Origin of the sequence: Burkholderia contaminans, assembly GCF_029633825.1 — a bacterium.
GTDB classification, from domain to species: Bacteria; Pseudomonadota; Gammaproteobacteria; order Burkholderiales; family Burkholderiaceae; genus Burkholderia; species Burkholderia contaminans.
This window is the reverse complement of the sequence record NZ_CP090641.1, coordinates 1742869-1769463: the sequence shown is the minus strand read 5'-3', so window position 1 is coordinate 1769463 and position 26595 is coordinate 1742869. Positions and strand designations below refer to the sequence as shown.

The 26595-nt window shown below is 64.1% G+C and carries 26 protein-coding genes; 15 read left to right on the top strand and 11 right to left on the bottom strand.

Features of this window, described 5'->3' with window-relative positions; translation table 11 throughout:
* Positions 1-387: 387 nt before the first annotated feature.
* Positions 388-597: a hypothetical protein gene (locus LXE91_RS25610; RefSeq protein ID WP_039344561.1), complete on the bottom strand. Its 210-nt coding sequence runs from the start codon at positions 595-597 to the stop codon at positions 388-390.
* Positions 598-723: 126 nt separating this feature from the next.
* On the opposite strand from LXE91_RS25610, the gene LXE91_RS25605 reads away from it, so the two are divergent.
* From LXE91_RS25605 to LXE91_RS25595, 3 genes are all read left to right on the top strand, one after another.
* Entirely contained in the window at positions 724-1434 is a 711-nt protein-coding gene (locus LXE91_RS25605) for a PadR family transcriptional regulator (RefSeq protein WP_039344563.1), read from the top strand.
* 38 nt (positions 1435-1472) lie between these two features.
* Positions 1473-2294 carry a siderophore-interacting protein gene (locus tag LXE91_RS25600; RefSeq protein ID WP_039344566.1) on the top strand — a complete coding sequence of 274 codons (822 nt, stop codon included), beginning with the start codon at positions 1473-1475 and terminating at the stop codon, positions 2292-2294.
* Between the two features lie 173 nt (positions 2295-2467).
* Positions 2468-2692 (top strand): hypothetical protein, encoded by a 225-nt coding sequence (locus tag LXE91_RS25595; RefSeq protein WP_039344569.1) that lies wholly within the window; start codon positions 2468-2470, stop codon positions 2690-2692.
* 26 nt (positions 2693-2718) lie between these two features.
* Here the strand turns inward: LXE91_RS25595 and LXE91_RS25590 are convergent, their stop codons facing one another.
* Positions 2719-3300 (bottom strand): undecaprenyl-diphosphatase, encoded by a 582-nt coding sequence (locus LXE91_RS25590; protein WP_039344572.1) that lies wholly within the window; start codon positions 3298-3300, stop codon positions 2719-2721.
* A gap of 447 nt (positions 3301-3747) precedes the next feature.
* On the opposite strand from LXE91_RS25590, the gene LXE91_RS25585 reads away from it, so the two are divergent.
* From LXE91_RS25585 to LXE91_RS25570, 4 genes are read left to right on the top strand one after another with little or no spacing between them, the layout of a single operon-like run.
* Entirely contained in the window at positions 3748-4488 is a 741-nt protein-coding gene (locus tag LXE91_RS25585; RefSeq protein WP_039344575.1) for an acetoacetate decarboxylase, read from the top strand.
* A gap of 52 nt (positions 4489-4540) precedes the next feature.
* Positions 4541-5326: a 3-hydroxybutyrate dehydrogenase gene (locus LXE91_RS25580; protein WP_039344578.1), complete on the top strand. Its 786-nt coding sequence runs from the start codon at positions 4541-4543 to the stop codon at positions 5324-5326.
* On the top strand, positions 5323-6540 hold the full coding sequence (locus LXE91_RS25575; protein ID WP_039344582.1) for a patatin-like phospholipase family protein: 1218 nt from the start codon (positions 5323-5325) through the stop codon (positions 6538-6540). Before LXE91_RS25580 ends, LXE91_RS25575 begins: the two co-directional genes overlap by 4 nt.
* Positions 6541-6600: 60 nt before the next feature.
* Positions 6601-7065: a hypothetical protein gene (locus LXE91_RS25570; protein ID WP_039344585.1), complete on the top strand. Its 465-nt coding sequence runs from the start codon at positions 6601-6603 to the stop codon at positions 7063-7065.
* Positions 7066-7140: 75 nt separating this feature from the next.
* On the opposite strand, the gene LXE91_RS25565 is transcribed toward LXE91_RS25570, so the two are convergent.
* On the bottom strand, positions 7141-8025 hold the full coding sequence (locus LXE91_RS25565; protein WP_039344588.1) for a LysR family transcriptional regulator: 885 nt from the start codon (positions 8023-8025) through the stop codon (positions 7141-7143).
* Positions 8026-8145: 120 nt separating this feature from the next.
* Here LXE91_RS25565 and argC point away from each other — a divergent pair, with 120 nt between their 5' ends.
* Positions 8146-9093: an N-acetyl-gamma-glutamyl-phosphate reductase gene (gene argC, locus LXE91_RS25560; RefSeq protein WP_039344591.1), complete on the top strand. Its 948-nt coding sequence runs from the start codon at positions 8146-8148 to the stop codon at positions 9091-9093.
* Between the two features lie 159 nt (positions 9094-9252).
* On the opposite strand, the gene LXE91_RS25555 is transcribed toward argC, so the two are convergent.
* Positions 9253-10176, bottom strand: coding sequence for a LysR substrate-binding domain-containing protein (locus LXE91_RS25555; protein WP_039344594.1), 924 nt, complete (start codon positions 10174-10176; stop codon positions 9253-9255).
* 117 nt (positions 10177-10293) lie between these two features.
* Between LXE91_RS25555 and LXE91_RS25550 the strand changes: the two genes are divergently transcribed.
* Positions 10294-11379, top strand: coding sequence for a tartrate dehydrogenase (locus tag LXE91_RS25550; RefSeq protein WP_039344597.1), 1086 nt, complete (start codon positions 10294-10296; stop codon positions 11377-11379).
* A gap of 514 nt (positions 11380-11893) precedes the next feature.
* On the opposite strand, the gene LXE91_RS25545 is transcribed toward LXE91_RS25550, so the two are convergent.
* Both LXE91_RS25545 and LXE91_RS25540 read right to left on the bottom strand, forming a co-directional pair.
* Complete coding sequence (locus LXE91_RS25545) at positions 11894-12373, bottom strand: nuclear transport factor 2 family protein (RefSeq protein ID WP_039344601.1); 480 nt, start codon at positions 12371-12373, stop codon at positions 11894-11896.
* 63 nt (positions 12374-12436) lie between these two features.
* Positions 12437-13042, bottom strand: coding sequence for a TetR/AcrR family transcriptional regulator (locus LXE91_RS25540; RefSeq protein WP_039344604.1), 606 nt, complete (start codon positions 13040-13042; stop codon positions 12437-12439).
* 182 nt (positions 13043-13224) lie between these two features.
* On the opposite strand from LXE91_RS25540, the gene LXE91_RS25535 reads away from it, so the two are divergent.
* A complete protein-coding gene (locus tag LXE91_RS25535) occupies positions 13225-13863 on the top strand; it encodes a GNAT family N-acetyltransferase (protein ID WP_039344607.1) in 639 nt (212 codons plus the stop codon).
* A complete protein-coding gene (locus LXE91_RS25530) occupies positions 13860-14276 on the top strand; it encodes a hypothetical protein (protein WP_039344611.1) in 417 nt (138 codons plus the stop codon). Before LXE91_RS25535 ends, LXE91_RS25530 begins: the two co-directional genes overlap by 4 nt.
* A gap of 395 nt (positions 14277-14671) precedes the next feature.
* Here LXE91_RS25530 and tdh read toward each other — a convergent pair whose 3' ends face one another.
* Complete coding sequence (gene tdh / locus LXE91_RS25525) at positions 14672-15700, bottom strand: L-threonine 3-dehydrogenase (RefSeq protein ID WP_011356765.1); 1029 nt, start codon at positions 15698-15700, stop codon at positions 14672-14674.
* 13 nt (positions 15701-15713) lie between these two features.
* Complete coding sequence (locus LXE91_RS25520) at positions 15714-16913, bottom strand: glycine C-acetyltransferase (protein ID WP_039344614.1); 1200 nt, start codon at positions 16911-16913, stop codon at positions 15714-15716.
* Between the two features lie 161 nt (positions 16914-17074).
* Between LXE91_RS25520 and LXE91_RS25515 the strand changes: the two genes are divergently transcribed.
* The 3 genes from LXE91_RS25515 to LXE91_RS25505 all read left to right on the top strand — a co-directional run bounded on the left by LXE91_RS25515 (position 17075) and on the right by LXE91_RS25505 (position 19329).
* Positions 17075-17686 (top strand): helix-turn-helix domain-containing protein, encoded by a 612-nt coding sequence (locus LXE91_RS25515; protein WP_039344617.1) that lies wholly within the window; start codon positions 17075-17077, stop codon positions 17684-17686.
* A gap of 140 nt (positions 17687-17826) precedes the next feature.
* Positions 17827-18207, top strand: a complete 381-nt coding sequence (locus LXE91_RS25510; RefSeq protein ID WP_039344620.1) for a DUF2471 family protein — start codon at positions 17827-17829, stop codon at positions 18205-18207.
* A 102-nt stretch (positions 18208-18309) separates the two neighbouring features.
* On the top strand, positions 18310-19329 hold the full coding sequence (locus tag LXE91_RS25505) for a tyrosine-type recombinase/integrase (RefSeq protein ID WP_039344623.1): 1020 nt from the start codon (positions 18310-18312) through the stop codon (positions 19327-19329).
* A 136-nt stretch (positions 19330-19465) separates the two neighbouring features.
* On the opposite strand, the gene LXE91_RS25500 is transcribed toward LXE91_RS25505, so the two are convergent.
* Complete coding sequence (locus LXE91_RS25500; RefSeq protein WP_039344626.1) at positions 19466-20647, bottom strand: DNA-binding protein; 1182 nt, start codon at positions 20645-20647, stop codon at positions 19466-19468.
* Positions 20648-22469: 1822 nt separating this feature from the next.
* Here LXE91_RS25500 and LXE91_RS25495 point away from each other — a divergent pair.
* A complete protein-coding gene (locus LXE91_RS25495; RefSeq protein ID WP_011353619.1) occupies positions 22470-23837 on the top strand; it encodes a replication initiation protein in 1368 nt (455 codons plus the stop codon).
* Positions 23838-23928: 91 nt separating this feature from the next.
* Here LXE91_RS25495 and LXE91_RS25490 read toward each other — a convergent pair whose 3' ends face one another.
* Both LXE91_RS25490 and parA read right to left on the bottom strand, forming a co-directional pair.
* Positions 23929-24990: a ParB/RepB/Spo0J family partition protein gene (locus LXE91_RS25490; RefSeq protein ID WP_039344630.1), complete on the bottom strand. Its 1062-nt coding sequence runs from the start codon at positions 24988-24990 to the stop codon at positions 23929-23931.
* A gap of 23 nt (positions 24991-25013) precedes the next feature.
* Entirely contained in the window at positions 25014-25676 is a 663-nt protein-coding gene (gene parA, locus LXE91_RS25485; RefSeq protein ID WP_011353621.1) for a ParA family partition ATPase, read from the bottom strand.
* Positions 25677-26595 lie beyond the last annotated feature (919 nt).

Genomic DNA, 26595 nt, shown 5'->3' with positions numbered 1-26595 from the left:
ACGGTGTCGACCGTCCGCCGCCTCGTAACCAGTTTCTTCGTCAGCTTCCTTTCGAATCGTTGCTCATCCGGCGCGCATTATTTCGACTGTTTGAATGGCCGGTTGTTTTGTTGTTTTAAAATAGAGTAACTTGATGAAAATCCTGCCAAACAAAATCATACGTCGCAATCGAAATACTCAAATCCCGCTTTGATATTGCAATGCTTTACATTTTCAACGAGTTTCAATTCAGATATAGAGGGTCGGAAATATTCATTCCATTGCAACCCAAAGCAGGCCTGCGTTGCACGGGAACACCACATTGGATGATGGAGCCGATTTAAATACCTTTGCCGGCACGGAAAATTTGTTTGATCGAAAGAAAATAAATTAAACAGTTCAAGCGATTTAAATAATGACCACCGGTATTTTATTAGATTGCATGACATCAAATACTGGGAAACTCGAGTCCCTCACGGCCAATGCCTCGCGGGGCCGTCGGCGCGCGAATACGTGCCGGCACACTGCTGCGTCACGATCAATTGCCGGCAACGTCTGCAGAACCAGCAACGCGCCGATCGTCGTGATCGACGCGCCGTCGAGCTGGATGAAACGCATCGGCGGCAATCTCCGCCGCGCGCCCCAGTTCCCCTCGCTCCGCAATCCAGCCCCAATAAATCTCCTTGACGACCTATCTTTCGATATATATCTTTAGATATGTTTTACGACATATAGGACTCGATCATGCGACACAACCCTTTCCGCGGCCATGCCCGATGCGACGGTCATGGTGCGCATGGCCGCCCTGAGTGGTTCACCGGTCTCTGGTACGCGATCGGCCGCCACCGTCGCAGCCACGATTCGTTCGGTGGCGGCCCGTTCGGCGGCCGTGGCGGGCGCGGCGGCTTTGGCGATTTCGGCGACGACGGCATGCCGCGCGGCCGCCAGTTCAGCTCCGACGATCTCCAGCTGCTGTTGCTCGCGCTGGTCGCCGAGCAACCGAGCCACGGCTACGAGCTGATCAAGGCGCTCGACACGCGTTCGAACGGTTTCTACAGCCCGAGCCCCGGCATGGTGTATCCGGCGCTCACGTATCTCGAAGAAGTCGGCTTCGTCGCATCGCAGGCGGAAGGCAACCGCAAGCGCTATGCGCTGACCGACGCCGGCCGCGCGCATCTCGACGCGCAGCGCGAACGCGTCGATACGCTGTTCGCGCGCCTCACGCACCTCGCGCGCAAGATGGAGTTCATGCGCCGCGCGTTCGCCGGGGAGTCGGCGGGCAACGAAACGCCGGACGAAGCGCAAGCAGGCTGGCTGCCGGAGTTCGTCGAGGCGCGTCTCGCACTCAAGCGGGCGCTGCTGCACAAGAGCGCCGCCGACGCCGACGAACAGCGTCGCATCGCGGCCATCATGCGCCGCGCGACGGCTGAAATCGAAGGCGGCACCAGCGCGTAATCCGCGCCGCCCCTCCAAACCCTAAGGAGAACCGATTGATGCAGAACACATCCGAGCGCACCGTGACCCGCGTGCGCCACACCCTCAAGTTCCGCTTGCTGCAAGTCCTGCGCGTACACGCCGTGACGCCGCACCTGCTGCGCGTCACGCTCGGCGGCCCCGATCTCGCGGATTTCGAATCCGCGTCGTTCGACGATCACGTGAAGGTATTTTTCCCGCCGCCCGGCGCTGAACGGCCCGTGCTGCCGACGCTCGGCGCGAACGGTCCCGAGTTTCCGGAAGGCGAACCGAAGCCGGTCGCGCGTGACTTCACGCCGCGCCGCTTCGACCGCGCCGCCGGCGAACTCGATCTGGAATTCGTGCTGAACCACCCGGGCCCCGCGTCGCAGTGGGCCGCCCAGGCACGTGTCGGCCAGTGGCTCGGCATCGGCGGCCCGCGCGGTTCGTTCGTCGTCCCGACCGGTTTCGACTGGCACCTGCTGATCGGCGACGATACGGCGCTGCCGGCGGTCGCGCGGCGTCTCGAGGAATTGCCGGCCGGCGCGCGCGTAGCCGTCGTGATGGAAGTCGCGGATCGTACCGCGCAGGTCGCGTTCGACACGCGTGCCGACGTGCATGAAATCTGGCGCTTCCGCGCCGAAGCCGACGCGGCGGACGGCGACGTGCTGCTGAATGCCGTGCGCGAGTTGCCGCTGCCGCCGTCCGGCGAAGGCTACGTGTGGGCCGCGGGTGAAGCGCTGTCGATGCGCGCGGTACGCCAGCACCTGACCGCCGAGCGCGGCGTCGACAAGTCGCGCATCCGCGCGGCGGCCTACTGGAAGCGCGGCGCGGCGGCCGTGCACGAAACGCTGGAAGACTGATGGATGCGGGTGCCCGGCAAACGGGTACCCGATCGGGGTTGACCACCCGATGACACAATCGTGGCGTCGGCGCACCAGCGGGCTTGGCACCGCTATCGCGACTGGTATATATCTGTGGATGCGACGCCGCTGTCGGGCGACAGCCGCCGCAGCCCGCCCAGGAGCGCCCGGTCATGACAAAAGAAAGCCACGCTTCGCCGTTCCTTCGCAACCTGAAGATCGTCGGCTATTGCGGCCTTGCCGCGGTGGTACTCGCGCTGTTCGTCGCGATGTGCGCGATCCTGAAAGAAAGCGCACTCGAGCGCGACGCCGCGCAACACCCGGCCGATACCCCTGAACTGCACGATGCGGGAGGTGGCCCGTCCGCATCGGCCGAATCGGCCAAGACACCCGGCTGACGGCGTCCTGCCCGACCTCCTGCCGCTTACGGCGCGTGCCGGTGGCCCGTCACTGCGGCATGCACCGAATCGCCGAGCCGTTCGAGCAGCGCGGTCACGCGTTGCCCGTACAGGTGCGCGGCCAGCGCGCCGGCCGTGCCGACCAGCACGCCGCCCGCCATGTCGAACGGCCAGTGCACGCCCGCATAGATCCGCCCCCATGCAATCACCGCGGCCATTGCGGCCATCACGAACCCGGTGAACCGGGTCGTGCCGCCGAGCATCAACCCGACCGCCATGCTCCACGCGAACGTCATGTGATCGCTCGGAAACGAGCTGTCCGGCGCGTGCGGAATCAGCTGCGTGCCGACGCCCGCCATGAACGGGCGCGGCGAGAACCAGAAATGTCCGATGACCTGCGCGAGCGCGAGCGCCACGCACACGCCGAGGCCGGCTTCGATCGCCTGACGCCGCGTCGGGCGCGCGCCGAAGATCCAGGTGAGCAGCAACATCGCGGGCAACGCATAGACGAGCCAGTCGGCGGCGAAGATGGCGAGGCGGGCCACGCCCGGCTGCGGCGCAACCCCGGCGTTGATGGCGGAAAAGAGGGTGAGATTGAGGGTCTGCATGAATCCGGTTGCGTGGGGCGTAAAAATTCGGCCGGTTGCCCGGCCTGATACGAACGATGCTATGGCGCATCCGCTTAAGTGATGCTTAACAAGACGGCCGCGCGCGTGCGGCAAAGCCCGCCGCGACGAACGCACTTAGAGCCTGCACTGCAACACAAGTTCACACAATTGTCATATTCCCGCGCGCCCGTCCCCCGTAAAGGCTCACCCAGCTTCCCGTAAAGACTCACCTTTTTCACATCGCGGCGTCATCGATACGTGCAAACATCGGGACGCCGGATGCCATCCAGGCCGTTTATGCCATTCATCTCAATATTTACGTTGCAACTGCTTCGAAATCGGCAACAATTAATTCCACATGCGGCATCGCACAACGGCAACGCACAGGCATAGGATTACGAGCTTACGAGCACTCATCCACGAAGCGATCAACAACAAGGAGTCCGCATGAAACCCAGCGATGTCCGATCGAAAGCGTTTGCGATGCCGTTGACCAGCCCCGCCTTCCCGATGGGCCCTTACCGTTTCGTCGATCGTGAGTTCCTGATCATCACGTATCGCACCGATCCGGACCGTCTCCGCGAAATCGTCCCCGAGCCGCTGCAGGTCACCGAGCCGCTCGTGCATTACGAATTCATCCGCATGGCCGATTCGACCGGCTTTGGCGACTACACCGAAAGCGGCCAGGTGATTCCCGTCGAATACAACGGCCAGCCGGGCGGCTATACGCTCGCGATGTATCTCGACGATCACCCGCCGATCGCCGGCGGCCGCGAACTGTGGGGCTTCCCGAAGAAACTCGCGTCGCCCACGCTGCACGTGAACACCGACCACCTCCTCGGCACGCTCGACTACGGCAAGGTGCGCGTCGCCACCGGCACGATGGGCTACAAGCACAAGGAACTCGACATCGACGAGCAGACCAGGCGTCTCGCCGGCCCCAATTTCCTGCTGAAGATCATCCCGCACGTCGACGGCACCGCGCGCGTCTGCGAACTGGTGCGCTACTACATGCAGGACATCAAGATGAAGGGCGCATGGACGGGCCCCGCATCGCTCGAGCTGGCGCCGCATGCGCTCGCGCCCGTGGCCGACCTGCCCGTGCTCGAAATCGTCGAAGCCCGCCACATCGTCGCGGATTTGACACTGGGCCTCGGCGAAGTCGTCTACGATTACCTGGCCCAGTAACACGTCCGCAGTCCTTTCTCCCTGTCAATCCTTTCACCACGGGAATTCGAACATGAGCAACCTGAATGGCAAGACCGCAGTCGTCACGGGCGCCGCGAGCGGCATCGGCAAGGAAATCGCACTCGAGCTCGCGAAAGCGGGCGCGGCCGTCGCGATCGCCGACCTGAACCAGGACGGCGCGAACGCGGTCGCCGACGAGATCGTCAAGGCGGGCGGCAAGGCGATCGGCGTCGCGATGGACGTGACGAACGAGGAAGCCGTGAACAGCGGTATCGACAAGGTGGCCGAAACGTTCGGCTCGGTCGACATCCTCGTGTCGAACGCGGGCATCCAGATCGTGAACCCGATCGAGAACTATTCGTTCGCCGACTGGAAGAAGATGCAGGCGATCCACGTCGACGGCGCGTTCCTCACGACCAAGGCGGCGCTCAAGCACATGTACAAGGACGATCGCGGCGGTGTCGTGATCTACATGGGTTCGGTGCACTCGCACGAAGCGTCGCCGCTGAAGTCGGCGTACGTGACGGCCAAGCACGGCCTGCTCGGCCTGGCCCGCGTGCTGGCGAAGGAAGGCGCGAAGCACAACGTGCGCTCGCACGTCGTGTGTCCGGGCTTCGTGCGCACGCCGCTGGTCGACAAGCAGATTCCGGAGCAGGCGAAGGAACTCGGCATCAGCGAAGAGGAAGTGGTGAAGAAGGTGATGCTCGGCAATACGGTCGACGGCGTGTTCACGACCGTTCAGGACGTCGCGCAGACGGTGCTGTTCCTGTCGGCCTTCCCGAGCGCCGCGCTCACGGGCCAGTCGTTCATCGTCAGCCACGGCTGGTTCATGCAATGAAGCCGCACGCCCGCACCGAAAAGCAGGCCGTCGATGCGGCGGACCTGCATCACGAGGCCGGCGCACCTGCCGCCGCGCGCACGCTGCCGTACGAGACGATCGCGCTCGTGCTGCAAGGCGGCGGCGCGCTCGGCGCGTACCAGGCCGGCGTGTTCGAAGGGCTGCACGAGGCGGGCATCCCGCTCGACTGGATCGCGGGCATCTCGATCGGCGCGCTCAACACCGCGCTGATCGCGGGCAATGCGCCCGAGCATCGTGTCGAGCGGCTGCGCGAATTCTGGGAAACGATCTGCAAGCCGGCGTTCTTCCCGACGATTCCGGCCGCATTCGAGTTCGCGCTGTTCAACAGCATCGACCAGGTCCGCACGTTCTTCACCGCGTCGCAGGCCGCGAGCGCGATGATGCAGGGCCAGCAGGGCTTCTTCGTGCCGCGCTTCCCGCCGCCGCTGCCGGGCGTGTCGGATCACCCGGAGAAGATCAGCTGGTACGACACGTCGCAACTGCGCGCGACGCTGCTGAAGCTGTGCGATTTCGACCGGATCAATTCGGGCGAAACGCGCGTGTCGGTCGGCGCGGTCAACGTCGGTACCGGCAACTTCGTGTACTTCGACAACTCGCGCATCCGTCTCGCGCCCGAACACTTCATGGCGTCCGGCGCGCTGCCGCCCGCATTCCCGCCGGTCGAGATCGACGGCGAGTACTACTGGGACGGCGGTGTGGTGTCGAATACGCCGCTGATGGAAGTGCTCCGCGCACGGCCGCGCCGCGACACGCTCGCGTTCCAGGTCGATCTGTGGAGCGCGCGCGGGCCGCTGCCGCGCACGATGGCCGACGTCGCCGAGCGCACGAAGGACGTGCAGTATTCGAGCCGCACGCGTTTCGTCACCGACACGCTGCAGCGCGAACAGCGCTACCGCAACGTGCTGCGCCACGTGCTCGACCAGGTGCCGGAGGAGCAGCGCAAGGCGGATCCGTGGTGCATCGAGGCCGATGCGATGTCGTGCAGCAAGAAGTACAACATCCAGCACCTGATCTACCAGCAGAAGGCGTACGAGCATCACTACAAGGACTATCAGTTCGGTCTGTCGACGATGCGCGACCACTGGTCCGCGGGTCTCGACGACATCCGCAAGACGCTCGCAGTCAAGGACGGCCTCGCGCTGCCCAACAACGACGCGGGCTTCGTGACGCACGACATTCACCGCAAACGGTAATGCCGCGCGCGACGGACTGGCGCGACGCATGCGCCGGTCCGTCCTCTTCTCCGTTCAGACATGCCGATCTTCATTGCACTGTTCGCGCTCATCGCTCTCGGATGGGGCGCGGTTCATCTTTTTCATGTCATCGCCGCACAGTTCGGCCAGCCGGTCGCGATCGCGGCCGCCGTGCTCGCCGCCGCGATCCTGATCGCGCTGGTCGCGTGGTGGATCAAGCGCCGCCGCGACATCGCACCGAATACGAAGGAGGAAGGCTGGACCCACGTCGTGCATCGCGCGTGGGGCGAGCTGCGCGTGTCCGCGACGCAGGGGCTGCTGTGGCTGTCGCACGACGGCGCGGACGGCCGCTATACGCTGTCGCAGCTCGACGGCTGCCAGGCCGCGCCGATCGGCGGCCGCTGGCATCTCGTCGTGCGCGTGCGCGATGCGGTGCGCAGCGAATGGAAGCTGCCGATGACGGACAAGCGCGATGCGCAACGCTGGGCGCGCGTGCTGACGCTCGCGAAGGACAACCGGCTTTGAAGCGCCAGGCCGCGGATGTGCAGGTACTGCCGGCACGAACGACCGGCGGCACCGACGTTCCCGAATGCCGGCGCGCTATCGCGCCTTCAGCGCCCACAACGCATCGAGCACGTGCTGCGTCGCCCGCTCGACCGGCCCCGCCCGATGGGCGATACCCAGTTCACGCCACAGCGCCGGGCGCAACGCCCGCATGACGATGCGTGCGTCGGGTAGCGGCGCGCCCGCCTCGTGCGGCAGCAGCGTCGCGCCGTAACCCGCCGCGACCAGGCTCTTGATCGCATCGTTGTAGTTGAGTTCGATCCGCGGCTCCGGCCGGTGGCCGCCCAGCGCGAACCATTCCGTCGTGAGCCGCGACAGGCGGGTGGTTGCATCGTTGAGAATCAGCGGGCGGCCAGCCAGATAGCCGGGCGTCACCCGCGCCGGGAGCGGCCAGTCCGCCGGCAGGAACGCCATCACCGGATCACGCCGCCACGCGCGGATCGACAACCCCGCGACCGCCGTCTGCGGCAGCGCCACCAGTCCGATATCGAGCGTGCCCTGCGCAATGCGCGCCAGCGTATCGTGCGACGTGAGCACCGCGATCTGGACATCGATGTCCGGATGCTGCTCGCGCAACCCGGCCACCGCCTGCGGCAGCAGGTGCGCGATCGCTCCGGTCGAAGCGCCGAGGCGTACGCGCCCGGTCAACCCCTGCACCTGCCGCTGCACATCGTCCAGCGTGGATTCGACCTCGGCCAGCAGGCGACGCGCCCGCTCCACCAGCACTTCACCGATAGGCGAAGGCCGCACGTTTCCACGCGTGCGGGACAGCAACGGCGCGCCGATCCGGCTTTCCAGTTCGGCAATGTGAAGACTGACCGTCGGCGGCGCGAGATGAAGCCATTGCGCGGCGGCGACAAAGGACCCGTGGTCCGCGATCGCGACCAGCGTGCGCAGGCGGTCCAGGCTGATCTCTCGCATCCTTCACCTCTCGTTCAAGAAAACTGAATCTCGTAGTCAGCAAATTCAACTTTTCCTATTCTAGGTGTTCGGCGGACGATACGGCTTTCCCGACGACCGAACCGAAGGCGCGCGACCATCATGAGCCACCCCACTGTCTACATCGACGGCGACCAAGGCACGACCGGATTGCTGATCCACGAACGCTTGCGCGGGCGTGACGACCTGCAGCTCGTCACGCTGCCGGACGCCGAGCGCAAGGATCCCGTGCGCCGCGCCGAGGCAATCAACGCAGCCGACATCGCGATCCTGTGCCTGCCCGATGCGGCCGCGCGCGAAGCGGTCGGCTTCATCCGGAATCCGGCGGTGCGCGTGATCGATGCGAGTTCGGCCCATCGCACGCAGCCGGATTGGGTTTACGGCTTTCCCGAAATGGCGAACGGGCACGCGCAGACGATCGCGCACGCGCGGCGCGTCACCAATCCCGGCTGCTATCCGACCGGCGCGATCGCGCTGCTGCGCCCCTTGCAACAGGCCGGCCTGCTGCCGCGCGACTACCCGGTGAGCATCCATGCCGTCTCCGGGTACTCGGGCGGCGGACGGGCTGCCGTCGACGCATTCGAGTCGAACGATGCGTCGCAAGCGAAACCGCTACAGGTCTACGGCCTCGCACTCGCGCACAAGCACGTGCCGGAGATCCAGCTGCACGCCGGTCTGACGAATCGCCCGATGTTCGTGCCGGCCTACGGTGCCTATCGGCAAGGCATCGTGCTCACCGTGCCGATCGAGCTGCGCCTGCTTCCTGCCGGCGTGACCGGTGAGCAGTTGCATGCGTGTCTTGCGCACCATTACGCCGGCGCGCGTCACGTCGACGTCACGCCGCTCGCGGCGACGCAAGCGATCACGCATCTCGATCCGCAAGCGCTGAACGGCACCAATGACCTGCGGCTCGGCGTGTTCGTCAATGCCGATCACGGCCAGGTGCTGCTGTCCGCCGTGTTCGACAATCTCGGCAAAGGGGCATCCGGCGCGGCCGTGCAGAACCTCGACCTGATGCTCGGCGCGGTAGAGGTGGCGAAAGCGGCATAAGGCACGAGCGGGCGCCATCGTCGGCCGGCCCTGCACATTGCGGCCGCCTATGCGTGGGTGCAAGGTGGACGTACCGGCTCGCGACGTGATTGCGAGCCGGAACCGAGGGCCTGCCGACGTTCCGCACAGCCCCCCGTAAAAGCTCACCTTTAGGCGGTTTCAGGCCGTCTCGTCACCCGCGGCGGCATTCAAACCGGCCAGCGTCTCCACCAGGAAATCCACGCACACGCGCACTTTCGCCGACGCCGCGACGCGTTCCGGATACACGGCCCAGATGTTCGCGGGCTGGATTGCCTCCGGCAGCACGCGACACAGTGCGCCGCGTTCGATCAGCGGCGCGGCTTCCCAGATCGAACGCAACACGATTCCACGCCCGGCCAGTGCCCACTGCACCGCCACCTCGCCATGGTTCGTCGACAGCGCGCCGCCGACCTTCACCGTTGCCGTTTCGCCGCGCACGTTCAGCCGCCACACGCCGAACGGGTGATCGCGCTCCTTGATGGCCAGACAGTCGTGCGACGCGAGATCCGCGAGCGAGCGCGGCGTGCCGCGCCGTGCGAGATAGTCGGGCGATGCACACAGCACGCGGTAGTTCGCGGCGAGGCGGCGCGCGATCAGGTGATCGGCGATCTCGTCGCCGATGCGCACGTCGAGGTCGTAGCCTTCGCCCGCGACATCGACGAGCCGGTCGAACAGATCGAGCCGCACGTTCAGCTGCGGAAAGCGCACGGTGAAGTCGAGCAACGCCGGCGCGACGATGTGCCGGCCGAAGCCGAAGCTGCTCGAAATGCGCAGCGTCCCGCGCGGCACCGTGCGCGTGGTCGACACGTCCTCGACGAGATGATCGACGTCGTCGAGGATCTTCTCGGCGCGCGCGTACACGCGTTCGCCGGCTTCCGTCACCGTCACGCGGCGCGTCGAGCGATGCAGCAGGCGCGTGCCGAGCTGCGCCTCGAGCAGCGCGATGCGCTTGCTGACATAGGCGGGCGATACCGCGAGCTGCTCGGCGGCCGCGCTGAAGCTGGTCAGGCGGACGACCAGGCTGAACACGCGCAGGTCGTCCAGATTCGGCGATTTGTTCACGATTCGTGGAAAGTCGATTAACCTTTCGCACGATTTTAATCTGAATGGAAATAAATAAAATGACGTAACGCGCCGCTACCGCCCCAGGCAGCCGGCCGCCCAGCCAAGGAGATTTGCATGACCGACAGGACTTACAAGATTGCCGTGATTCCCGGCGACGGCATCGGCCGCGAAGTGATGCCCGAGGGCCTGCGCGCACTCGAGGCCGTGACCGCGCGCTTCGGCGTGCGCTTCGACTTCGTCCAGATCGACTGGGCGAGCTGTGACTACTACGCGCAGCACGGCAAGATGATGCCGGACGACTGGAAGGCGCAGCTGTCGGGCATGGACGCAATCCTGTTCGGTGCGGTCGGCTGGCCGGCGACGGTGCCCGATCACATTTCGCTGTGGGGCTCGTTGCTGAAATTCCGCCGCGAGTTCGACCAGTACATCAACCTGCGTCCCGCACGCCTGTTCGACGGCGTGCCGTCGCCGCTCGCCGGCCGCCGCGCGGGCGACATCGACTTCATGATCGTGCGCGAGAACACCGAGGGCGAGTATTCGTCGGTCGGCGGCACGATGTTCGAAGGCACCGAACGCGAGATCGTGATGCAGCAGTCGATCTTCACGCGTCACGGCACCGAGCGCGTGCTGAAATTCGCGTTCGACCTCGCACAGCGGCGCGCGAAGCGCCTCACCGTCGCGACGAAGAGCAACGGCATCGCGATCAGCATGCCGTGGTGGGACGCGCGCACGGCCGAGATGGCCGAACGCTATCCCGACATCGCCGTCGACAAGCAGCACATCGACATCCTGTGTGCGCGCTTCGTGCTGCAGCCTGACCGCTTCGACGTCGTCGTTGCGTCAAACCTGTTCGGCGACATCCTGTCGGATCTCGGGCCGGCCTGTACGGGCACGATCGGCATCGCACCGTCGGCGAACCTGAATCCCGACCGCAAGTTTCCGTCGCTGTTCGAACCCGTGCACGGCTCCGCGCCCGACATCGCGGGGCAATACATCGCGAACCCCGTTGCGATGATCTGGTCGGCAGCGTTGATGCTCGACTTCCTCGGCAATGGCGCCGGCCGCGAACGCGAAGCGCACGACGCGATCGTCGCCGCGATCGAGGATGTGCTGCGCACGGGGCCGCATTCGCGCGATCTCGGCGGCAATGCGGGCACGCAGGAAGTCGGCGAGGCGATCGCCGCGCGCATCGCGGGCTGACGATCATGCCCGGCGCGTTCGCACGCGCCGGATAGTGACTGCGTGAGGCGGTGGGTGAGCGGAGTGCGGAGTGCGGTGAGCGACACGCCACGCATTTGCGCACTCGTGCGGATTCCGTCGCCAGCACGGTGACGTCGAGTGATGAACGACACCGCACCGCCACGCGCGCGGCTCCCGCCATCCGTCTTCGAAGTCGTCACGATCGGTGAGCTGCACATCGCGTGCGTGCACACCGATCGTCAATTCACTGCCGGCCCTGTGCGATCGGTGAGATGCATCGCGCAATAAGGCACACCGTTGCGTGCAAACACGTGCATCACGCGATGCCAACGTGTGCGGCACGCCCGGTTTGCCCGATGCGCCGCCGCGTCGAACGGCTCGTTGCACACAGCCCGACGCGACGTTTCACCTCGTCCCGAAAAATCTCACCTTCAGCGCACCGACTCCCGAATTTCCTCACCGTTGCATGCCGGTGACGTGTTCGTCGATCCGTCGAGTCGAGCCGACGCGCGCATCACAGCCCGAGATCGGACAGCCCCGGATGATCGTCCGGACGGCGACCGAGCGGCCAGTGATAGAGACGATCCTGCTCGCGAATCGGCAGGTCGTTGATGCTCGCGTGACGATGCGCCATCAGGCCGTTCTCGTCGAACTCCCAGTTCTCGTTGCCGTACGAACGGAACCAGTTGCCGGCATCGTCATGCCATTCGTATGCAAAGCGCACCGCGATGCGATTGCCGTCGAACGCCCACAGCTCCTTGATCAACCGGTAGTCGAGCTCGCGCGCCCACTTGCGCTGCAGCAGCCCGACGATCTCGTCGCGGCCGGTCACGAATTCCGCACGATTGCGCCATCGGCTTTGCGGCGTGTAGGCGAGCGACACGCGCTGCGGGTCGCGCGTGTTCCATCCGTCCTCGGCGGCGCGCACCTTCTGGCGGGCCGTTTCGAGCGTGAAGGGCGGAACGGGCGGACGGACTTCGGGGGAAGCGGACATGGATTGCTCCTGTTCAGGTTCTGGCCGCGGACAATCGCGGCCGGTTCGGGATCGCTGCTTCGACTAGCGGGACACCGCGTCGAGCAGCAGTTCGGCCGTTGCGCGCGCGTCGCGCGCGGCGTTTGCATCGCCGGATACGAGTGCCACGCCGATTGCACCGTCGATCAGCACGAGCCACTGGCGCGCCAGTCGCGCAAGCCCGCGGCGCTCGACGCCGGTTTCGTCGGCATACGCATCGAACCGCTCGCGTACGAATGCCAACAGGCGTGCCTTGTGCTCACGAGCGACGACGCGCACGGGATCATCCGCATCGGGAATCTCACCCGATGCGTTCAGGAACGCGCAGCCGTGGAAGTCGGGCTGCCCGAACCAGTCGCGCAGCACGTCGAACATGCCGAGCAACTGCACGCGCGGCGCCTTGCCGCGCGCCAGCGTTGCATCGACGAACCAGCGCATCCAGCGTTCGTCGCGACGTTCGAGCGCGGCCACGACCAGCGCCTCTTTCGATTCGAAATGCGAATAAAAGCTCTTTCGCGCCGCGCCGGATCGCTTGACGATCGCATCGACGCCGGTTGCATGGATGCCGCCCGAATAGATCAATGCTTCGGCTGCATCGAGCAGCCGGTCGCGAACGCCCGGTTCGGCGGAGGAGTCGTGAGGTGTGTTCATGCGTTTACGGTAGAACGATCGTTCTCCGTCGTCAACACCCGCATGCAAAAGCCCTGTCGGCGAGAGGGCTGAATCACGGCCCGGACGGGCGACGTGGGCCGCCCCGTTTACGACATTTTTTCTTGAAGCGGACGCGTGACGCTCACTACACTTCGGTCACCCCGTCTGGGCGAAAGGACATCATGCAGCGACCGGAATCCGCGCGCCCCGTGCGCGCCTATGCGGCTTATGCGAAGCGGCTCGACGGCCGCGTCGTCGTGCGGCGCTTCGACCCGTGCAGCGATTCGTACGACACGTTGACCGCGCTGCTGCATCGCGCGTTCGCACCGCTCGGCGCACTGGGCTTCAACTGCCCGGGCGTCGATCAGCCGCCCGCGACGACACGCGAACGCGTGCTCACCGGCGAGTGCTTCGTCGCGCTCGGCAACGCCCACCTGGTCGCGACGATGACGATGCGGTCGCACGATCCCGATTCCCGCTGCGATCCGTACCGCAGCCGGCACGTCGCGACACTCGGCCAGCTGGCCGTCGATCCTGTCTGGCAGGATCGCGGCATCGGCCGTTCGCTGCTCGCGTTCGCGCAGCGGCGGGCCGCCGCGCGCGGCGCGACGCATCTCGCACTCGACGCACCGTATGCGGCAGTCCGGCTCATCGATTTCTATCGGCGCGAAGGATTTCAACCGGTCGACGTGATGCGCTTTCCGGGACACAACTACGACAGCACGATCCTGTGCAAATCCGTCAGCGTCGGGAGCGGTCGCATCGTTGCCGGCAATACGGCGCAGTTCGACATCGCGCGGCACGTCGGAGCAGTGTCATGAAACACGATATGCCGAAGCGCGAGGGCGGCGACGATCACACCCGGCTTGACGTCCGGCACGCACGCGTGCGCGCGGCGCAGCGGCTGCGCGGTGTGCTGAAGCTGACGTTTCTCACGATCGCGGTCGCCCAGGCGCTGGCGTTCGCGTTCGAAAGCCTGCTGGTGATGGCAGGCTTCGCGCCGGATGCCGCGACGGTGCTGCTGTTCCGCTTCGTCACGTGTGCGCTCGTCAGCTTCTGGCTGCAGGCCGACGCATTACGCGCATATCAATACGCGGCGCAACACGGGTTCGTCACCGTTCCCGGCACGCACGGCGATCCGGCCGACATCGCACCACAGTGCCCGAAGCGCTGGCTCGTCGTGTTGAGTCTTCAGCTCGACCCGCGAGGGTTGAATGGTGAACGGATCAAGTAGCGGCCAGCGCACCGGTCGATATCCATCGATGTCGACTGCTTCCCGCATGAGTGAGTCGCAACGACGCGTGAAGGCTCACGGTTGACGGTGCGGTTCGGCATCGCATCGCATCGCGTGCGTGGCGAACGATCACGCGGGCAGCCAAGAGGGAAGTGCCTGGAAGAGGGGGCAAGTGCCGAACTGCGTGACGGCGGGAAGCGGGACGACTGCCGACAGGTGAAGTGAGCGTGCGATTGCAGGTCACCGATGTGCGATCGTGTCGCGATTCGGCGCGCAAACACGGCTCCCGAATAATCTCACCTTGAGCGCGGATTCGCGTGTTTCGACTCGAAAGCGCAGCCGTCAAACAAACACGGGGCAGGCGGCAAACATGCCGCACCGCCCCTTCTCGGCACTCAGGCCGTCCAGTCGAGAATCACCTTGCCGCTTTCACCAGACAACATCGCGGCGAAGCCTTTCTCGTAATCGTCGGCCGCAAAGCGGTGCGTGATGATCGGCGACAGGTCGAGGCCGCTCTGCAGCATCGCGACCATCTTGTACCAGGTCTCGAACATCTCGCGGCCATAGATGCCCTTGATCTCGAGCCCCTTGAAGATCACCTGGTTCCAGTCGATCGCCGTCTGCGCGGGCGGAATGCCGAGCAGCGCGACCTTGCCCCCGTGGTTCATCGCCTCGAGCATGCTCGTGAACGCGCTCGGCACACCCGACATTTCGAGGCCGACGTCGAAGCCTTCGGTCATGTGCAGGTCGGACATCACGTCGCGCAGCGACTCGCGCGCGACGTTGACCGCGCGCGTCGCGCCCATCTTGCGCGCGAGTTCGAGCCGGTAGTCGTTGATGTCGGTGATGACGACGTTGCGCGCACCGACATGCTTCGCGATCGCGACGGCCATGATGCCGATCGGGCCCGCGCCGGTGATCAGCACGTCTTCGCCGACGAGGTTGAACGACAGGGCCGTGTGCGTCGCGTTGCCGAACGGATCGAAGATCGATGCGAGATCGTCGGAGATCTCCGGCGGAATCTTGAATGCGTTGAACGCGGGAATCGCCAGATACTCGGCGAACGCGCCTTCGCGGTTCACGCCGACGCCGACCGTGTTGCGGCACAGGTGCCGGCGCCCCGCGCGACAGTTGCGGCAGAAGCCGCACGTGATGTGGCCTTCGCCGGACACGCGATCGCCGATCGCGAAGCCGCGCACTTCCTGCCCCATCTCGACGATCTCGCCGACATACTCGTGACCGACGTGCATCGGCACGGGAATCGTCTTCTGCGCCCAATCGTCCCACTTCCAGATATGGATGTCGGTGCCGCAGATCGCCGTGCGGCGGATCTTGATCAGCACGTCGTTGTGGCCGACTTCGGGGCGCTTCACGCGCGTGAGCGTGAGGCCGGGGCCGCGTTCGAGCTTTGCCAGTGCTTTCATGATCGCGCCTCCGTCAGATGATGCCGAGCGACTTGCCGACGCGCACGAACGCGGCGACCGCCTGGTCGATCTGCTCGGGTGTATGCGCGGCGCTCATCTGCGTACGGATGCGCGCGCGGCCGCGCGGCACGACGGGGAACGAGAAGCCGATCACGTAGACACCTTCGTCGAGCAGCTTGTCGGCCATGTTCGTCGCGAGCTGCGCGTCACCGAGCATCACCGGGATGATCGGATGCGCACCCGGCACGAGCGTGAAGCCGGCCTCGGTCATCTGCTTGCGGAACCGCGCGCCGTTTTCGCGCACGCGCTCGCGCAGCTTCGCGCCTTCGTCGCTGCCGAGCAGCGCCAGCACCTTCAGCGAGGCCGCGGCGATGCTCGGCGTGAGCGTGTTCGAGAACAGGTACGGGCGCGAGCGCTGGCGCAGGAGTTCGATGACCTCGCGACGCGCGGCGACATAGCCGCCCGATGCACCGCCGAGCGCCTTGCCGAGCGTGCCCGTGATGATGTCGACGCGGCCTTCGACGCCGCAGTGCTCGGGCGTTCCGCGGCCGTGCGTGCCGATGAAGCCGACCGCGTGCGAATCGTCGACCATCACGATCGCGCCGTAACGATCGGCGAGATCGCAGATGCCTTTGAGGTCGGCGATGATGCCGTCCATCGAGAACACGCCGTCGGTCGCGATCAGCTTGTGGCGCGCGCCCGCTGCGTCGGCTTCCTTGAGCTTCGCCTCGAGATCGACCAGGTCGTTGTTCTTGTAGCGGAAGCGCTTCGCCTTGCAGAGGCGAACGCCGTCGATGATGCTTGCGTGGTTCAGTTCGTCGCTGATCACCGCGTCGTTCTCGTCGAGCAGCGTCTCGAACAGCCCGCCGTTCGCGTCGAAGCAGCTCGAATAGAGGATGCTGTCCTCGGTGCCGAGAAACGCGGCCAGCGCGCTTTCCAGTTGCTTGTGCACGGTTTGCGTGCCGCAGATGAAGCGCACCGATGCCATGCCGAAGCCGTCCTGGTCGAGGCCGGCCTTCGCCGCGTCGATCAGGCGCGAGTCGTTCGCCAGACCCAGATAGTTGTTCGCGCAGAAATTGAGCACGCCGGCACCACCGGCGAGCCGCACGTCCGCCGCCTGGGGACTCGCGATCTCGCGCTCGGTCTTGTAAAAACCGTCCGCGCGGATCTGGTCCAGCGTCCCGCGCACCTGGGCGAGAAAGGCATCACGCATCGCAAAGCTCCTGACAGGGTTTCGCATTCCGCAACGCGCCACTCGTGGCGGCGGCGCAACGGCCTGCTACTGTTATAGTCGGTCGTTCGGTTGACCGCATTTATCCGATATTCCGAACTAGAATTCGAAATATCGAACAACTCTAAGCGAACGGAATCCAAATGGCAAGTTCCTCCGGTTCGCGGCGCACGCCTGCCAGCGCCGCGCCGCAACAGCCGGCCGCAACGCCGCCGCGTGTCGGCGAGCAGATCCAGCGGCTGCGCAACGAACGCAAGCTGACGCTCGACGACCTGTCGCGCGCGGCCGGCGTATCGAAATCGATGCTCTCCGAGATCGAGCGCGACAAGGCCAACCCGACGATCGCCGTGGCATGGCGGCTGACGAACGCGCTCGGCATCACGCTCGACGAGCTGTTCTCGCAGCCGAAGGCACCCGAGACCATCCGGGTAGACGGCCCGCACGACATCCCGACGCTCGCCGGCCATGACGGCCGCTACCAGTTGCGTGTGTGGGGCCCGATCGACCTCGCCGGCAAGTTCGAGTGGTACGAGCTCACGCTGCCGGGCGGCGGCGCACTGATATCGAACGCCCACGAGCCCGGCACGCGCGAACACCTCACCGTGCTGCAGGGTGCGATGGAAATCGAAGCCGCGGCAGCCAGCCGGCGCCTGAAGGTGGGCGACACCGCGCGCTACCCGGCCGATGAGCCGCACGCAATCCGCAATCCCGGCAAGGCCGAGGCGCGGGCATTGCTGATCGTGATCCATCGCTGACGGCGCGACCAGCTGGCCAAACGGCCAATTGCAGGCCAGTTGCGGAAAGTACTGTATGTTTGTACAGTATACGGACATTCCGCCATGCATGGGCCGGAGCCGGCGCACCGAGGCGCCTGCCCGGTCGACAGGAGCCTGCAATGACAGAAGAACAAGATTTGGCCGCGCTCAGCTTCAAGGCTGCCGCGCACGACCTCGAGCTGATCGTCCGGCATATCGCCGGGCGCTACATCCACCAGCGCGTTCCGCTGACGTGGCGGCTACTGCACGCCATCGAGGCCGAGGCGCTTGCCGATCTCGGCTTTGCCAGCCGGCACGACGCCGGCATGCGCCAATTGTTCGAACGACAGTTGGACATGACCTTTCCCGAAACGGACGATCCGATCGACTTCGGGCGCTCGAATGCGCTGCCCGCCGTATTTTCGTTTGCGGTTCTCGCCTATGAAGCAGCGTCAACTGCGTCGAACGACACGGCGTCGCACGCGCGCGTTCATCGCCCGTCCAAGGCATGGGGCGACTGACTCCGAGCCCGGGCCGCTGCGTATGGCGGCCTTGATCAGCCTCTTGCTGCCCGAGACGTTGCGGAAAGGGCTACCATATACGCAACTAACGGAATAAATCACATGTCTCTTCCCGCCTCTCCCGACACGCCGGCACGCCCGGAAGAAACAGATCTGTTCGACCGCGGCGCATCCGACTGGATCGTCTCGCCGGAAGCCGCATTCGATGCCTGGCTCGCCATGCAGGACTATCGCCGCTCGTCAGCAGACGTCTACCGCGCGCAATGGGGCGCGTTTCTCACATGGATGCGCGCGCACCAGAAGAATCTGGCCACGGTCGATACCGCAACCATCGCGAATTTCGTCGGCGAACTGCCGATCCGGAAAACCCAGAGAATGCGCTATTTGCGGCTGATCGAGCGCGTGCTCGATCACATCCGGCGCACCGAATACGCGTCGACCAACCCGGCCCGATTCATTGCTCAGGATGGCGAAGCGAACTGGCGCAAGGCGCGCGACAACGAACCGACCGGTTTCCTCACGCCGGCCGAGCGCGCAACATTGCTCGCGTATCTTTTTTCGCCGATCGGCGTATCCGGTTCCGCATACTGGAAAGAGCGGCGCGACCGCGCACTCGTTGCCGCCTTTCTCGGTGCGGGCATCAAAACCGGCGAAGCGCGAGCACTCACGATTAGTTGCATCAATACAAGCGGAACGTCACTGCGGATCGAGTCGACGCATCCGGATTTCGCACGCGAAACCCACCTGGCATCGTTCGCGATCGCGCTGCTGGAAGCCTGGCTCACCGAGCGCAAGCGCCAGGAGATTCCGGGGGAACTCGTGTTCCCCGCGTCCCATGCCGGGCGGCCGATGCACAAGGCGACGATGCTGCGCGCGATCGATGCGATCGTCGAATCCGCGGGGCTCACGTCGTCGCGCACCGCGCGCGCGAGCCCGCAAACGCTGCGCAATACCTATGCAGCTGAACTGTTCGAACACGACGTGCCGCCCGAGCGGGTCGGCAAATGGCTGGGCTTCATGCGGCCGATCTCGTCGAACCGCCTGCACCGCGCCTGGAAGAACTGGCGCGATGGTCTGGCCGACAGCAACGGTGACGCGTCCGATAGCGACGAAACTCACTGATCACGAATGGGCTGCTCACGCGAAGCGATCCGTGAGCAGCCTTGTGTGGCGTAGCCTCACCGTTTCACAGCTCCCGAAAAACCTCACCCCAGGCTCCCCGGATCGTCTCACCTGTGCGGCATGGCCTATGCGGGCGTCACGTGTGCGCGAATCGCGAGACCGCTTCGAATCGGGACGGCCACGCGCCCGAAGCATGCTCGCACTCGGGGCAGGCCACTTCGAAACCTTCTTCGCTGTGTGACAGCTCAGGCTCACCGTCGCAATGCGGACAATGGGCCGGCACCGGAATCTCCTGATCCAGCGAGGTGCCGATCGCGGCAAACGCGTCCGCATCCAGTTGCCCGGCATCGGCCAGGCGGCGAATCAGCGCGGCGATTTCCGGATTCATGCCGCGGCTCGCGCGCAGCGAACTCACATCGCGCGTCGCACGTTCCAGTTCATCACCCTGGCTGCGCAACTGTTCTTCGAGCCGGTCGGCACGTGCCTTGGCCGAACTCAGTTGCTGCAGGAAATCGAATTCCTTGCGTTGAACGTCGCGCAAACCGCTCTGGTAGGTCGACGCCATGCTGCGCAACGAATCCAGCTCGACCAGCATCGGCTTCACGCGGCGTTCGGCTTCGGCCACGGCATCCTTGATTTGCTGCGCGTAGTGCTCGGTGCGCTGCTGGAGTTCGGCCTGCAGCGCATCGATGCGGTCTCGCAGCGTCGCATTTTGCGTCTGCTCGGCTTCGATGCGGCCGGCGGCCGCGGCCAGTTCCTTTTCCAGTCGGGCGACTGTGGTGAGCAACGACGCTTCACTGGCCGAACCGTGCGTCGTTTGCGACGCAAGCTGGACTTCGAGCTCGGTCACGCGAGCCTGCAACTGCTCGTTTTTTGCTTCGCTCCGCGCGAGCGCGCCTTCAAGCGTCTCCTGGCGGATGGTTGCGTCGCGCAGCCGCTGTTCGGCGTCGGCAACGCCGGCGCGAACCTGCTCGCGATCTTCATCGAGACTGTCCCGCGCGGCTTTCAACGCTTCTTCATAGAGTGCGCCGAGCAATGCCCCCGCCTTTTCCTCGACGGCTTTCGGGATTGCAGCGCCGTCGAGCCTGATTTTGGAGGCGGAACGGATGCGCTCCCAGAAATGGTCGATGTCTTTCGGGATATCGCTGGCGCTGCCGGTCTGGGTGAGATCGCGGACGTTGGCAGCCGACGGCCTGATGCCGAGATCGAAGAACAACCGCTTGCATGCGTGCAGCGACAATTCCTGCCGTCGTGCACCGTTCGCACGCAGCGATTCCAGTTCGTCCCGAATGGCTTGGCGTATTTCGTCCAGGGTCATCGCTGTGCTCACAGACATTGAAATGTGGCAATCATAACGAAATACGTATCTATCGATACCTTTTTCGGCTTGTCGTTGTGAATTTACGTCGCTTTGCACAGAAATCGGGCCTGTGAGCCAATCCGGACGACTGTGGTCCAGGATTCCGTGAAACAAAGCGAAGAAAATTAGCCAAGTCCTTGTCTCACAAGCATTTTCCTGCAGGCCCCGAATTTCGGCATTTGTTTCACATGACGGCGGTTCCGATTGCTCGTGGGTGTTCAGGGGTTGGGGTGTCTGTGGAAAACTCGGCAGCCCGATGTCTTGAGAGTATTAGAAGTAAACACCCTTGAACCCTTAGTTAAAAACGTTAACGCCACGGCACAGCCTTATGCTGCAAGGCTTTCCGGCCGACAAGGTGAAGTTTTACGGGAGCCAAGGTGATCTTCTGCGGGAGCTGAAGTGATGGGGTTCAGGGAGCTGCGTGAGCCGTTGCGGGAAAGGTCGTGAGCGGATTCGGGATCACAGTGAAACACGAGATTTACCAAAGGTGAGGCTTTTCGGGGCCTCACACCCACAGAACCCGCGCGGTGCCTGACTGCACAGTTTTCTGCCTGTGCAGACATAGGTGAGAATTTGCGGGACCTTCTTCGAGCCCTGATTCTGCCCATCTTTTGGGCAGTTTTTTCGAAAGGTGAGATTCCACGGGACTCCACGGGTCTTTGGTGTGAGGATTTCCGGGAAACGCCCGCCATTTTGCACAGCAAAAGCGCTCATGGGGGCCTGTGAAGCCCCAAAGGTGAGGCTTTTCGGGAGGGAAATCCGGGTTTTCCTGCCCGGATCCCCTTGAGGTGAGATTTTTCGGGGCCCCGATCACAGGCTGTGATTCCGGCCACAGGTGAGACTTTTCGGGAATGGAATTTGCCCGAAAAATGGTCAAAGGTGAGGCTTTTCGGGACCTGTGAACGGCTGAATTCGTCGAAAAGCCCGCCAGGACTGGGAGAAATCTCGTTTTTGCTGTGCCACTTTTTGGCACAGGTGAGATTTTTCGGGGCCCGACACGAGGTTGTCGTATGAAGGATTTCCGTCGAAAGGTGAGGCTTTTCGGGGGCTGTCAGCGACGCACAGCCAAATGCATTCTGTGCATAAGTATCGGAACGCATTGAGATTTTTGATACCGAGGCGGTTACGGTGAGATTTTTCGGGAGTCGTTTCCTTGCCTCGGGACGCACAGCGATTTTTCGGTAAGGTGAGCGTTTTCGGGAGACCTTGGTAGCGAATCCCGCGCGTGTCGGGCATTCGCCGATATTCGGACGAATGAAGACACTGTGCTCGAGGTGAGTATTTTCGGGACCCGATACGGTTTGTGCGCTGTACAATGCGCGCCCGGGCCGGCAAAGCACGCCTGATCGGGTCGCGCCGGCCGGTTTCGCAGGCGACTTTCGGGATGCCGGATCCGATTCCGATCTCTCGGTAAGTCGCGCCTGTACATGCATACAGGCCGATGGAGGGTGATCGGGAGGCGCGCCGTCGTGGGATCGCAACCCTGTGCCGAATGCACGGCCGCGCAGTCGTAAAATTACGACAAATCGAAAGGTGAGCCGATACGGGAGGTCATTTCGCACGTGTCGCGCACAGGTGAAATTCTGTGAATCGGCGCATCCCGCAGCACGTCTGGACGAGTCCGGAACGCTGCAAATCCGGAGCGGTGAGGGTTTTCGGGAGCGCCTGGGGTGAGTGCCGTTTTGCACGCGCACTTCACCCGCTATGGTGAGCATGTCGTTCTGGACGCACTTCACCGCAGGCGCTATCCTTCCGGAAAACTTCTCCTCCGACCCGACGTATGGCCACGACGAAGCGCGCCAAGAAAACCGATGTGGATGTGGTGAGTGCCAGTTCAGCCGAATTGCGGAAGGCCGTCGAGGCGATCGCAATTCAGCCGAAGAGCGGCAAGATCACGCTCCTCACTCGCAAGCTGTTCAATGTCCTGCTGGCCGTGGCGCAGCAGGCCGACGACTCGGGCGATACGTATCGCGCGCTGCTGTCGGACATCGTCGCCAACTCCGCCTTCGATTCGAACGACACCGCGCTGGTGAAGGAACACCTGCGCCGCATGGTGTCGGTGCAGGTCGAATGGAGCACGGGGACGTCGAGCCAGAAGCCGGGCCGCAAGTGGGGGATCTCGACGCTGATCGCCGACGCGGAAATTCTCGAGGATCCGGCGACCCGCCGCGTGTGGGTCGAATTCTCGTTCGCGCCGAAGATCAAGAAGAAGCTGCTCGACCCGGTCCAGTATGCGCGTCTGAGCCTGCAGTTTCAGAGCCAGCTGCGCAGCAGCGCCGGTCTCGCGCTGTACGAAATCTGCGTGCGCTACCTGACGAACCCGAGCCACCTGACGATGCGCGAGCCGTGGGAATGGTGGCGGCCGATCCTGTCGGGCACGCCCGACACGGAAGCCGGCGACGAGGCGAAGCGCGAGTACAAGTACTTCAAGCGCGATTATCTGCGTCCCGCGATCGCGGAAGTCAATGCGGTCACCAACATCTTCGTCGAGCTGATCGAGCACCGTGAAGGGCGCCGGGTCGCGGAGATCCAGTTCCGCGTGACCGAACGTAAGCAGCCGATGCTCGCGCTCGACGAACACCCGAACGTGTTCGACAGCACGCTGGTCGACCGGATGGTGAAGCTCGGGATCCCGCTGAAGGAAGCGCAGACGCTCTATGCGGATAGCGAGGAGAACCGCATTCGTGCCGCGCTGCAGATGACCGAGCAGCGGATGCGCAGCACGACGCTGCCGCCGGTGCGCAGCGCGCCGGCGTTGTTCAAGGATGCATTGAAGAAGGGTTATGCGCCGCCGGTCGAGTCGGTCGACGCGCTGCCTGCCGGCACGCCGTCCCCGAAGATTGCAGCAGCCCAGCCGGACGATCTGAAGGCACGCCTGCTGAGCGAGTTCGCGGCGTTCCGGCGCAAGGAAGCAAAGGTGCTGTACGAGGAGCAGGGCGACGCGGAGCGCGAAGTGGCGCGCGAGTCGTTCGAATCGGAGGCGCTGCCGACGATGGGTACGCATCTGCGCGATGACTGGCGCAAGCGCGGCCTCGATTCCAAGCTGGCCGAGACGGCCTTTTTCGACTGGCTGGCCCAGAGGACCTGGGGCGAGCCGACGGACGGCGACCTGCTGTCGTTCACGCTGAACCAGTCGCGGGCCGCCTGAGGCCCGCTCAGGCCCGCTGACGGGCCGCCGCCGGCCCCGCCGCTCGATTGGCGGGCCCGGCATCCTCACCAGGCCCTGCCGGCCGTTTCCATCACTCCGACAACAGCATCCGCTCGAGCTGCTCGAGGATCGCGTCGCGCTTGTCCTTCGGGAGACCGCGCAGGCGCAATTCGATGCGATCTTCACCATACGACTTCAGGTCGCCGACCGACTTGCCGCCGAGCTTGATCTCGAGACGCTGCGCATAGCGCTGACGGCCCGCGGCCTTCGGCGTTTCCTGCGCCGCGACGCGGCCCTTGACGATGTCCGACACCTGGCGCGTGCTGAGATCGTCCGACACGATCTTGTTGATCAGTCGCAGCGTGGCCTCGGTGCCGCGCGCGTTGTGATAGCGGCCGACCTGATACGCCATGTTCGAACCGAAGCGATCAGGGCGCGCGACCATTTCCTGCATGATCGCTTCCGGCAGCTTGCCGATCGACAGCGCGACGGCCACCGTCGATTCGTCGAGGCCGAGGTGCTCGGAGAGCTCCTTCTGACTCTGGAAATGCTTGTCGTCGAGGAAGCGGCGCCACACGACGGCGTTGTCGAACACCGTCTGCGAATCGCGCTGGACGTTGAGATCGTAGCCGAGCTTGTAGCTCTGGATGCCGATCGGCACGTCGATCACGATTGCCTTGACGGATTCCTTGTTCGCTTCCTTCAGTGCCCGCACGCGACGGCCGCCGTCGCTGACGAAATACGTGCCCGGGTTCTCGTAGTCCGGAATCACGTGGATCGCCTGCTGCTGACCTTGCTTCGCGAGGTTGACCGCGAGTTCGGCAATCGACGACTTCAGATAGAAGTGCCGCGGATTGAACGGGCTATGCTTGATCGCCTTCAGCGGCAGTTCGATCACCTGCCCCGGCGCATAGCGGTTCTCGAGACGCCACGCGCGATATTGCGCCGATTCATCGATCGACGGATCGAGCGTGAAGTCGGGAGCGGGCGGCGGCGCGATGTCTTTCTTCGCGGATTTGGTCGGCGCCGGCGTGGGCGTCTCGGACTTGACGATGCCGTCGATCGCATTGAGTCGATCGAGCGCCGTGCGCTTCTCGCTCGTCGTGATATCCGGGCGCGCTTGGAATCCTTTGGCGAATTGGGAGGGTTTCATGTGACTCCTTTGTGCGCATAAAGTCAGGGCAGCATGGCGACGATTTCGTCGGCGCATGCGCGAATTTCTGCGGCGGCCAGCTTGCCGCCACGATCGTTCATCTGCAGCACGGTCTGACCGAGCGCCATCGCCTGCTTGTACGCCTCCCGGGTCGGGATCTGCGTTTTCAGCAACGGGAAGCCGAGTTCCTCGAGCGCACGCTTGAGCTCGCGGGTCAGCATGCGCTTCTCTTCGGTCTTGTTCAGCAGGAAGACGGCGCGGAGGTCTTCGTTCATGACCTGCGCCTGCTGGATCAGTTTGACCAGCCCGACGCTCGACCAGTAATCGGCCGGCGACGACGACGTCGGGATCACGGCAATCGATGCGGCCAGCAGGACCACACCCGATACCTTCTCGGTGATCGACGGCGGGCAGTCCACGACGATGATGTCGTAGTCGTTGATGAACTTCTTGATCTCGCGATGGATCTGGCCATCGGCTTCAGCCAGGTTGACGACCGGAAACGGAATGCCGGTGTCGCTGTCGCCGGATGCGCTCGACCAGTGAACCAGTGTGTTTTGACGGTCTGCGTCGATGACGAGGACGCGCTTCCCTTTTTCATGGAACGCGGCACCGAGGTGCATGGCAATCGTGCTTTTGCCGACGCCACCTTTTTGTTGAGTGACTGCAATGATTTCCGCGGCCAATTTTCACTCCTATTTTGGTCGTTGGAATTCTACAGGACGATATTTGAATTTCAATGAAATTGTCGTTTGACCACTACGCATTGGCCATTTGGGCTATCGGTTTATGCGCATAAACGAAGCGACGATGGCAGATGACTCGATCGGATGGCGTGTCGGATGCCCGAGAGGGCGGTGCGCGACTCGGTGGCGTCGCGTGTGTCGCCGTCGGTGGGAGTAGCGAGTTGCCGCGCGTGCCGCGTGTACTGCCCTATCGTTCGATGGGGTCGCCTCAGCTGAGAGCTGGAGAGTTTGTGCGCATAAACTCTCCGCGGAAAGCGTGGCGCGCGATCGTATCGGGGGAGTAGGCGCTTCTGGTCGGAGGTTGCGAGTAGCATACCCTGGCTGGGTATGCAGCACCGATGTATCCCATCTGACCGGTGTATGTCGACCCAACGCGCTATCCCGGCGCGACGTTTATGCGCATAAACCGTGATCGATCGGGGCGAGTAACGAAGGTCACGTCCCGACCGCCGGAATCCAGTACAGGGCGACCTGCTTGCGAGGCAGCATACGGACGCAGCAATCACACCGGAGCAGGCATGACACCGGAGCAGGCATGACACCGGAGCAGGCATGACACCGACGTGCCGAAGCGTCCGCATTCGCCGCGCCGCGAATCGCGAGGTCCCCGTGATCGGCAATCGCCCGCTTTATGCGCATAAACCAACCGGCCTGCGATGCCACCGGCGACACCCTTTGCAGACCAAACCCCATGGTATTGGCCACGCGTGCGCGACCTTCATTCGCCATCCCGTGAAAGAATCCCGCTCGCCTTTATGCGCATAAACCCACCCATTCATTGAAGCGCACCCCCGACCAGCACTCCCCTCTCGCGGTCCATCGCATTGCCTCGTCGACCTGCCTCTGTGAAGCAGCGAAT